This is a genomic window from Winogradskyella thalassocola, from assembly GCF_900099995.1.
GTDB lineage: Bacteria > Bacteroidota > Bacteroidia > Flavobacteriales > Flavobacteriaceae > Winogradskyella > Winogradskyella thalassocola.
In genome coordinates, this window is record NZ_FNCZ01000005.1 from 78,578 (window position 1) to 87,395 (window position 8,818).

Here is an 8,818-nt window from a genome sequence, read left to right on the forward strand (position 1 = left end):
CAGATCAACAGGGTAAAACATAATTAGACTAACATTTAGGAAGCTATGTTATAACGTGTGTCGCCGATTTAACGACTTCTTTTAGTTAATTCATCTTCTGTAATATAGCCGTCCTTATTTTGATCACGCTTATTAAAGTTATCCTTTAATTTTCCTCTTGCTTCAGATTTAGAAATTTTACCGTCATTGTTGGTATCCATATTCTCTAGCATTTTACGGAAAGAAGGAGTTGTGTTTTTTATATCTTGACTATTAGATTCTTGTTGGTTTTTCTTTATAGGCTGGGGATTTGGATCAGATTGTTCTGTAGTCTCAGTCTTTTCTAAGTCGTTTATGTTTCTAACGTTTCTATTTGAATTCTCGCTAGACGTACTATTTTGAGAGCTTGGTAAAGTCATTAGGTCTTCTCCATATATAATATTGCCTAAATAGTTTTTTCGAAGCTCTGCAGTTGTGGCGTTTTCATCTATATCTGTAACATTGAAATGTGTTAAAACTAAAGTCTTAACATTGGCCACTTTAGCCATTTGAGAGCTTTCCGCTAAATTAACGTGTGCATTTTCTTTTGAACCCTTATTTTTCCCATTAGTTTTAGTTCCTTTTCGTTTTGAATCAAGCGCTATTGCTCCACCAGAATCCATTATTAAATAGTCCGCATTTTTAGCCAAAATGGGTAAAGATTCTGAGTAGGTTAAATCACCTGAAATTACAATAGACGTATCGCCTGCGTCAAAACGATAGGCGAGCGTTGCAATAGTATGGTTTACGAGAGTATACGACACGGTAATATCGCCAATTTGAAAGGTATTATTTCCGGTTAAGTTTTTAGCTTCATACTTAGAGGTTACATCGCTTAGAGTTCTTCCTGATTTTGATAATCTATAATCAATGTCTTCTTTATAAATGCTAAGGATGTGATCTATAATTGAAGTGGTTTGTTCTGGTCCTGCTATAATTGTGTTGTTGCCACCAAGAAGCGATTGAATAAAAATAGGAGCCAACTCCTCATTATGATCTAAATGATGGTGTGTAAAAAGCAAACCGTCTATGTCATTAATTTTTATATCAATTTTATCTAAATTGGCTTGAGTGCCATTGCCCATATCTACTAAGATTTGAGTGTTTTTATAAGAAATTAACACCGAAGGCCCTGAACGTTCTGTATTATATTTGGGAGATCCTGAGCCAATTATGGTTGCGGTTAATGGCGAATTGTTTTTTTGTGCGAATAGTTGTGTTCCTAAAAAAAGCAGTACTAAAACCCAGTGGTTTTTCATTTTATATATTTCTTTCTTTGACACTTCGTTTTCTTAAAGGTTTAATTTAAGAAGGAAATAAAGGTACTTAAGTTGGTAAGGGGCTTGTGTGTGATGAGTTACGGTTTTCTTTGGCTATAGGTAAATCGGGATTAATAAGTTATGGAAATTTTAAAGCTACTTTAGTGTAGCTCTGTTGAATTTTTATTTTGACAAAATACTACGTTATGAGCTGATTTTAAAGCTTAAAAATCAGCACTACAACCACATTCTACAATATATTCAGGCTTATAAAAATTCATAAATTTTGCAACTGCGATTAGTGATTTTTCATAAGGAAACCTTAAAGCATTATCTATTAGCTTATCATATTTCATTATCTCGCCATCATCTTTAGTATGTATAATTTCATCTCTAAACTCCTTGAGTCTGTAAATAAGTTGATTTGAAGGTGTTGATTTTTGGAAAAAGTCTTTATCTGAAACAGCCTTTAATACTTTCGTGATTTTTGTTTTGAAATCTAAACTTTCTTGAATTTGAAGTTTATTGTAAATTTCAGTTTTTCTGGCCATTTCATTTTCATATCTAAAGTCATCTGGAATCATTTGGTTGATAAAAGATTCCATTGCTGTAAACAAGAAAATGACAAAACCACTAGTTCTGCCAAAATAGTTATAAATTTCATTGATTGATGTTTCGGGAATTTTCCCCTCGAAACTCAATTTTTTTAATAATTCTTTCCTGTCATTACTTATGAGTTTCAAACTTGTTTGAGCATTATGAAAATAAATCAATGTAGGATCTGGTATTGGTATAATAAAGTTTTTCCCGTCCACTTTATTTACTATACCTCCAATATATTGTTCATCTTCTAGCTCTAGAAAAGCTACAGAACCTTTTTTACCAATTAATCGTTTTTCATGTTCACCATCGAACTTGTAGAAATCAACGCTGTTTTCATTAAGTTTTAGTTCATTTTCTTTATAATCGAAAAAGAACCTTTTTTTAATATGCTTCATTTTACTAATTTGTTTTCAGCTAGTTATAGTAATATAATTATACGCTTCATCCCATCCTTTTTAAGCAATAATCAAAATTTCAACCTCATTTCCTTCCAACCAAAACTAAACTTAACTGCTTTCCGAAAATCGCAGCAATTCCTGCAGCCAAGCCTCCAACAACACCTGTAACTAACATTAAAACATAAGGATTACCTCCTAATGGTAATAGCACAGCGATACGTTTGGCTAACGTAAAATCGTTTCCGCTACTTAAAAAATAACTCATTACAAACCAAAATAAAAGAATGGCTAGAAACGGAATAAAAAACACGGCTGCTTTTCTTAAGGGTATAAATAAAGCCGTTGCCAATGCGGCTGTCATTACAGACCACCATGGCAGAAATAAGGATAATACATATGCTAAGACTATAGTGACTATAAAATTGATGATATTTTTGCTCATTAGTTCGTTGGTGTTAGGGTTTGTGTGCCAATAATAGCGTCGGTTGCTGTATTGCTTTGTAGAAAATTTAGACTATGGTATTTTCCGGCAGCCCAATCGTCTATAAAATTATCGTAATATTTACTTCCTGGGTTTCCAGATTGTCCACCTGGATAAATACCAAAAGCAGTAGGAGGTGAGGTCATTTCTACAATCATTCTCCAAGATGGGCCATGATCCTCGGAAGTGGCATTGACAATACTGCGATCTCCACCAATAGGAATATCAAACACAGAAAAAGCAGGTAAGCCTTGTAATAAATGACTTGCATGAGTGGCTTTATAAGTTACCCAAGTATAGTCGCCTTTTTCGGCTTTAATCTCTATAAGACGTGAAGCGGCTGCTTTAAAGGCTAATAAAAATAAGTCTTTTGCGGTTTCTGTTTCAGGGGTATCTACAATATCCATAAAGGCATCATCTCCTTTATTTTTTAATAAATAAATGGTTTGGTAGGTGTATGGTTGTGTTAAGGCTGTATCTTCTACATCAAACTCATCCCAAACCATATCGTAAAGTTTTCCATACCATTGTCTAAAAATACTAGGTCCAACTTCGTTAATATCGTTATTAAATTGCCAAGTCTTTATTTCATCATAGATGGCTTTTTCTTCTTCAGTTAAGCCAGAGCTATCCATGTGCTCTAACATGTATGGTACAATTTCAGCAGCTTTAAGGTTGTAGTTATTATTGTGTAAATCCTTGAAATCTTGAACACTAAATTTATCTTTAGAATTAAAAAAGTCATTAATGACACGATTTCTATAGGTTTCATAACCATCATTAAACACATAATATGGATAGGTTTCGTCAACAGGATGCTGATTCGCAGAACTTACAAAACCACGTTCCGGATTTTTAGTGTGTGCATTAAATTCTTGTGGGATAAATCCTTGCCAATCGTTTTCAGATTTACTACCATCCATAATAAATTTACCTTGGCCTTCCCATTTATTTGGTAATAAGCCTTGTATCCATAATGCAATATCTCCTTCGGTGGATGCAAACACAAAATTCTGAGCAGGGGCAATCCAGTTTTTTAAGGCCTCGGTATAGTCATCATAATTTTTGGCTTTGTTTAGCTCGGTAAAGGTCTTTTGACCATTCCCAGGAATATGACCTGTCCACTGCATGGCATAACCCGCTAATTCTTGGTCGGACTTAAAGTTTTTATCATAGACCACAGGACCATGATGTGTGTAGAGTACGGAATCCTTGTAGGTTTCTTTACCTTTTATTTTAATCTCTTCAACGCGTACAGACACATCTTTCCATTGATCGTCGAATTTATATTGTGTTCTATCCTCATTAAATTCAATTTTATACCAATCAATAACATCCCTTGTGGCATTGGTTTCTCCCCAAGCAATATGTTGATTAAAACCAGATATAACAGCTAATGCACCAGGTAAGGTTGCACCAAAGGCATTGTAATCTGGTGTGCTTAACTGCATAACAAACCAAATGGAAGGTAGGTTTAAACCTAAATGTGGATCGTTAGCTAAAATGGCATTTCCGGTAGTTGATTTTTTGCCAGAAACAGCCCAGTTATTACTACCGTTATCTGGATTCGGTTTGTCGATAGTTTCGGAAATAGAATCTAAAACAGGAGTGCTATTTGGTGTTGGTGTTTGCGGCACATCAATAAAACTCCAATCGGTATCTTTTGAGATTATTGGATCTGTAATGTCGAAAAAATCTGGAAACAATAAATCGAATCGTTCTTGTCCAAACAATCGTAAGGCATTCGTGTTTTCCATGTCGTCGTCTCCACCAGCCAACATTTTAGTCATATACATTAATAGTAAAGCCGTTTTCTTGGGTGTCCATGCTTCGGGTTTATAATCCAATAATTTATATTCTACCGGTAAATCTTTTGGTTCTAAGTGATTAATATAGCTATTTACGCCATCTGCATAGGCTTGCACCATGGCTGAGGTTGCTTCATCTTCTGCCATTTTGTTCAGGGTTTGCTCTGCTCCATAACCCATACCTCGTCTACGTTCTTGCCGGTCGTAATTAAGGGCGGCGTCTCCTATAATTTCAGATAACCGACCAGAAGCTGCAAAAGTCTGAAATTCCATTTGCCATAACCTGTGCTTTGCCGTAAGATACCCTTGTGCTCTGTATAAATCGAGATCGTTTTGAGCAAAAACATGTGGAATTAATTCGGCATCATAATGCACGGTGACGTTGTCTTTTAAATCAGGAATTGAAACCTCTCCAGTAATAGATTCGTCGGTTTCATTTTGCCAGACTCCAGTGTACGGATTTAGGAATTTACCAATAGGCGGAATGGATCCGAACTTAGTATTTAGCGCAAAGAAAATGGCTATCGTTAGAACGAAGGATAGAATTAGTTTAAAATACTTCATGAAGTTAAATTATAGAGAATTTAAAAATAGGAAAATTATTGTTAATGTGGGATATGAAAAACAGGAATTATCACTATCACTTATTCATAATAGGTCACGAAGAGGTGCTTTACATTTTAAACAACATCTGTGCTGATGATATTGCTATGTAAAGAGAAAAAAGAAGAAAATAAGGAAAAGGAATTTTTGAGGAACTGAATTCTAAAGTATAAAATTATTTTGCTAACAGCTAACAGCTAACAGCTAACAGCTAACAGCTAACAGCTAACAGCTAACAGCTAACAGCTAACAGCTAACAGCTAACAGCTAACAGCTAACTCTTACCGAAGCACTAATTTTTTAACGACTTCCTTTCTTAAGGATTCATTAAGCATCTTTACAATTTTATCTGTACCGTAACTCAATTCTTCACGTAGCACACTAGAGCTGAGTTGCACATAGAGTGTATCGTGTTTTAATTCAATTGCTGTTGTGTAATTATTAACTCCGTTTCCCATAAGATTTGCCCAAGCTTCGCGCACATCTACTTTATCTAAACCAGACTGTAAATTGTTGGTTTGTACAAACTCTTTTAGGATGTCTTGTATGGGTTGGTTATCGTTATTTCGCTTTGCCATTTCTAATTAACTTTAAGTATTATAATCGCTTTATTATTCAAGTAACTGAAATTATTCTAAATCTAATTTTATAGGAGTGTAACGTTTATAAAGATACACATTTTCATCCTCATTAACGATTTTAAGTTGGGATGGTGTGGCCTCTAAAACCGTCTCAGTCCAATTCGCATAAGGAGTTGTATAGTATATGTTTAATTTGTTGTCTTCAATTTTTAATTGAATGGTCTCCGCATCATCAGATGTAAAATAGGTGTCATTTATGCCTGGTTTAAGTTTCTTTCTAAAACCTTTTAAGCTATCATTGACACTTATGTAATCTATAGTTTCGTTGAACTTATATTCTTTTTTACTGCCATCAGCCATAGTAACTTCTTCAATTTCCCAATACCCTTCTACGTGCTCAATGTAGATTTCTGGGTTTGGAGAACAGCTAAATATAAAAATGCAGAGTAGCCAAAAATAGTTTTTCATAATTTGAAAATTTTATAGGATTGGTGAGTTTGCTTTATCACATCTTCAGTACGTTCGGCATGTGTATCGCTTATAAATATTTGTCCAAAATGCTCGTCATCTACGAGATTGATGATTTGCGCTACGCGGTTTTCATCTAACTTATCAAAAATATCATCTAATAATAGAATAGGAGAGACTCCACTTTGTAGTTTTATAAAATCGAATTGCGCCAACTTCAACGCTATTAAAAATGATTTTTGTTGCCCTTGACTTCCAAACTTCTTAATCGGAAAGTCATCAATCAAAAAGACCAAATCGTCTTTATGTGTACCAACAGTCGTATATTGAATCGCTCTATCCTTATTAATCGACTTTTTTAGCAAATCCATTAATTTATCATCAAATAAATCACTTTTATATTGTAAATCGATGGTCTCTTTACTTTGACTAATGGCTTCGTAGCGTGCTTTAAAAATAGGAATAAACGTTTTTAAGAACGTATCTCGTTTTTTAAATATTTCCGTCCCATAATTATGAAGCTGTTCATTATATATAGACAGCGTATCATTATTAAAGGTATTGTTGACTGCGAAATACTTCAACAATGCATTACGCTGAGATAGTACCTTATTGTAATTAATGAGTTCCGTTAAATAGCTTTTATCACTTTGCGAAATAACACTATCTATAAATTTTCGTCTCGTATCACTACCTTCAATAATGAGATCACGATCTGCAGGTGAAATAATAACGAGCGGTATAAACCCTATATGCTCACTAAACTTTTCGTAGGCCTTGCCATTCTTTTTAATGACTTTTTTCTGGCCACGTTTTAAGGATACGATGATTTTTTCGGTGCGTTCATATTTTGTGAAATTACCATCCACTACAAAAAACTCTGCATTGTGGTTGATATTTTGAACCGCAATAGGGTTAAAGTAACTTTTTCCGAAAGCCAGATGATAAATGGCGTCCAAGGCATTCGTTTTTCCAATACCATTGGCTCCAACAAAACAGTTGATTTTGACGTCGAAATCGAAAACCTGACTTTCAAAATTTTTATAATTAACTAAAGATAGTGTGTTTAGATTCATGAAAAGATAACATTATGCCTAATTTTACTGATGTAACCAAGCATTTTCAAGGTGTAATTAATAATTCAAAAATAACAAATAAATAGGCTTTTAAATCCCAATAAAAATTTTATTTTTGCGGACGCACAAAATGACAATTTATGGCAACGTATAAGAAAAGAGGCTACAAACCAAAAACGAAAAAAGAGAAGGAAGAGGTTTTTGAAGAAGAATCAACAACAGCAGAAGTGTTTAACACTTTAGATGAGGGTGCTTCCAAAACAGAAGAGTGGGCCGTTAAGAACCAAAAGTATATTTTAGGTTTAGTTGGAGCAGTAGCTTTAATTGTTCTAGGATACTTAGGTTATAATAAATTAGTAGCAGAGCCACAACAAAAGGAAGCTATGAACGAAATGTACACTGCTAAAAAGTATTTTGATGATGCTGTAAGTGGTGTGTCTTCAGATTCACTTTATAGAATGTCTTTAGATGGTGGTGAAGGTAAATACGGAATGCTAGATATTATTAGTGAGTATGGAGGAAGTCCTGCAGCTAATTTAGCAAACTATTATGCTGGTATGGCGTATTTGAATTTGAAAGATTACCAGAATGCTGTTGAGCATTTAGGAAATTTTTCTAGTGATGATAAAATGTTAAACCCAATCGCAAAAGGTGGTATTGGTGATGCATTTGTACAGTTAGATCAAAAATCGGATGCTTTAGGGTATTACGAAAAAGCATTTAAAGCTAATGTTAATAATTTTACAACTCCATTATACTTAATGAAAGCAGCGCGTGTTGCTATCGATTTAGGTGAAAATGATAAAGCTTTAGGGTATTTAAAGCGTATTAAGTCTGAATTTTCTACTTCTACTGAAGCTAAGAATGCAGATGTTTTAATCGGAAAAGTAGAAGCAAGCTTATAGTCTATGGCTACAGCAAATCATAATTTATCGGTTTACGATAAAGCATCAATCCCAAACGCGAAAGATTTTCGGTTTGGGATTGTTGTTTCAGAATGGAATGATAAAATTACCGAAGGCCTATGGCAAGGTGCTTTTGATGCACTTTTAGATTGTGGAGCAATTAAGCAAAATATTGTCCGTTGGAATGTACCTGGTGCTTTTGAATTAACCTATGGTGCAGCCAGAATGAGTAAAAGTATCTATGCCGACTCCGGAATGTTAGATGCTATTATTGTAATCGGCTGTGTTATTCAAGGCGAAACAAAACATTTCGATTTTGTTTGCGAAGGAGTCACTCAAGGTATTAAAGACCTTAATGTAAAAGGGGATATTCCTGTTATTTTCTGTGTACTTACAGATAATACTGAGCAACAATCTATTGACCGCTCTGGCGGCATCCATGGTAATAAAGGTACCGAAGCTGCTATTGCGGCTATAAAAATGGCGGCTTTACGTAAGGAGACGTTGTAAGTATTCAGTCCTCAGTTGGCAGTCACATCGCCTTAAAATAATACATACTTATATTTTGTGATAAGCTAAAATTTAATTTTGCACACTGCACACTGCACACTGCACACT

9 protein-coding genes are annotated in these 8,818 nt (G+C 34.4%); 2 read left to right on the top strand and 7 right to left on the bottom strand.

What is annotated here, in order from left to right; genetic code table 11:
- Positions 1-68 precede the first annotated feature (68 nt).
- From BLT80_RS12900 to recF, 7 genes are all read right to left on the bottom strand, one after another.
- Positions 69-1,277 (bottom strand): MBL fold metallo-hydrolase, encoded by a 1,209-nt coding sequence (locus BLT80_RS12900; RefSeq protein WP_217630761.1) that lies wholly within the window; start codon positions 1,275-1,277, stop codon positions 69-71.
- 224 nt (positions 1,278-1,501) lie between these two features.
- Positions 1,502-2,275, bottom strand: a complete 774-nt coding sequence (locus tag BLT80_RS12905; RefSeq protein WP_092468650.1) for a hypothetical protein — start codon at positions 2,273-2,275, stop codon at positions 1,502-1,504.
- Between the two features lie 85 nt (positions 2,276-2,360).
- A complete protein-coding gene (locus BLT80_RS12910; RefSeq protein ID WP_092468652.1) occupies positions 2,361-2,720 on the bottom strand; it encodes a hypothetical protein in 360 nt (119 codons plus the stop codon).
- Positions 2,720-5,131, bottom strand: a complete 2,412-nt coding sequence (locus BLT80_RS12915) for a penicillin acylase family protein (protein ID WP_092468654.1) — start codon at positions 5,129-5,131, stop codon at positions 2,720-2,722. Before BLT80_RS12915 ends, BLT80_RS12910 begins: the two co-directional genes overlap by 1 nt.
- A 320-nt stretch (positions 5,132-5,451) precedes the next feature.
- Positions 5,452-5,748, bottom strand: a complete 297-nt coding sequence (locus BLT80_RS12920; protein WP_092468656.1) for a DciA family protein — start codon at positions 5,746-5,748, stop codon at positions 5,452-5,454.
- 51 nt (positions 5,749-5,799) lie between these two features.
- Positions 5,800-6,219, bottom strand: a complete 420-nt coding sequence (locus BLT80_RS12925) for a lipocalin family protein (protein ID WP_092468658.1) — start codon at positions 6,217-6,219, stop codon at positions 5,800-5,802.
- Positions 6,216-7,295, bottom strand: coding sequence for a DNA replication/repair protein RecF (recF, locus tag BLT80_RS12930; protein ID WP_092468659.1), 1,080 nt, complete (start codon positions 7,293-7,295; stop codon positions 6,216-6,218). Before recF ends, BLT80_RS12925 begins: the two co-directional genes overlap by 4 nt.
- 140 nt (positions 7,296-7,435) lie before the next feature.
- Between recF and BLT80_RS12935 the strand changes: the two genes are divergently transcribed.
- Positions 7,436-8,200, top strand: coding sequence for a tetratricopeptide repeat protein (locus BLT80_RS12935; protein WP_092468661.1), 765 nt, complete (start codon positions 7,436-7,438; stop codon positions 8,198-8,200).
- Between the two features lie 3 nt (positions 8,201-8,203).
- Positions 8,204-8,710 carry a 6,7-dimethyl-8-ribityllumazine synthase gene (ribH, locus tag BLT80_RS12940; RefSeq protein WP_092468663.1) on the top strand — a complete coding sequence of 169 codons (507 nt, stop codon included), beginning with the start codon at positions 8,204-8,206 and terminating at the stop codon, positions 8,708-8,710.
- The last annotated feature ends 108 nt before the right edge of the window (positions 8,711-8,818 follow it).

Bases quoted from the DNA above. Each gene is read 5' to 3' on its own strand.
- recF (WP_092468659.1), bottom strand. From the start codon at position 7,295: ATGAATCTAAACACACTATCTTTAGTTAATTATAAAAATTTTGAAAGT.
- BLT80_RS12925 (WP_092468658.1), bottom strand. From the start codon at position 6,219: ATGAAAAACTATTTTTGGCTACTCTGCATTTTTATATTTAGCTGTTCT.
- BLT80_RS12905 (WP_092468650.1), bottom strand. From the start codon at position 2,275: ATGAAGCATATTAAAAAAAGGTTCTTTTTCGATTATAAAGAAAATGAA.
- ribH (WP_092468663.1), top strand. From the start codon at position 8,204: ATGGCTACAGCAAATCATAATTTATCGGTTTACGATAAAGCATCAATC.
- BLT80_RS12915 (WP_092468654.1), bottom strand. From the start codon at position 5,131: ATGAAGTATTTTAAACTAATTCTATCCTTCGTTCTAACGATAGCCATT.
- BLT80_RS12910 (WP_092468652.1), bottom strand. From the start codon at position 2,720: ATGAGCAAAAATATCATCAATTTTATAGTCACTATAGTCTTAGCATAT.
- BLT80_RS12920 (WP_092468656.1), bottom strand. From the start codon at position 5,748: ATGGCAAAGCGAAATAACGATAACCAACCCATACAAGACATCCTAAAA.
- BLT80_RS12900 (WP_217630761.1), bottom strand. From the start codon at position 1,277: ATGAAAAACCACTGGGTTTTAGTACTGCTTTTTTTAGGAACACAACTA.
- BLT80_RS12935 (WP_092468661.1), top strand. From the start codon at position 7,436: ATGGCAACGTATAAGAAAAGAGGCTACAAACCAAAAACGAAAAAAGAG.